The sequence below is a fragment of the Bhargavaea massiliensis genome, assembly GCF_018390575.1.
GTDB classification, from domain to species: Bacteria; Bacillota; Bacilli; order Bacillales_A; family Planococcaceae; genus Bhargavaea; species Bhargavaea massiliensis.
The window spans coordinates 1-681 of the sequence record NZ_JAHBCJ010000018.1 but is presented as its reverse complement, the minus strand read 5'-3'; the positions used below and the strand labels follow the sequence as shown (position 1 = coordinate 681).

1 protein-coding gene is annotated in these 681 nt (G+C 42.9%); it reads left to right on the top strand.

Annotation, left to right across the window (positions count from 1 at the left end):
• The coding region (locus KHA84_RS15155; protein WP_213424353.1) for a GW dipeptide domain-containing protein at positions 1–681 on the top strand (681 nt) is incomplete at both ends.

Sequence of the window (681 nt, the reverse complement as noted above, 5' to 3'; positions counted from 1 at the left end):
ATCGGGCATTTACTGTGAACTTGACAGAGAAAGTCGGAAATAATCTATGGTATCGCGGTGTCATTGACGGGAAGAATGCTTGGATTCATGAGTCAGGACTAATTCAAAATATAGAAGTGGATGAGCAAAAGACGAGTCGTCTGGGGCACCTGAGAAGCTCCGGTGTCCGGATCTACAAGAGCTATGCAAGTCAGTCAGATTACATGAATGCAGGATCAACCTATACGAATGAAGTCTACTACATTAAAAAGCAGGCTACATATCAGAATACCCTTTACTATTTGATAAGCCGTAATGCAAGCAGTACAAAAGGTGTTATAGGGTGGGTGAAGGCATCAGACATGTCAACCCATCCGCATGTCGGGGTAGATAAGAATGCAAAGGTCTTTTATATCAAGGGGACAGGGCATGCTTATAACAAGGCATGGGGTGGACGAAAAAATATATCTTACGAAAACTTATCGAAAATAAAAGATCGGGCATTTACTGTGAACTTGACAGAGAAAGTCGGAAATAATCTATGGTATCGCGGTGTCATTGACGGGAAGAATGCTTGGATTCATGAGTCAGGACTAATTCAAAATATAGAAGTGGATGAGCAAAAGACGAGTCGTCTGGGGCACCTGAGAAGCTCCGGTGTCCGGATCTACAAGAGCTATGCAAGTCAGTCAGATTACATGA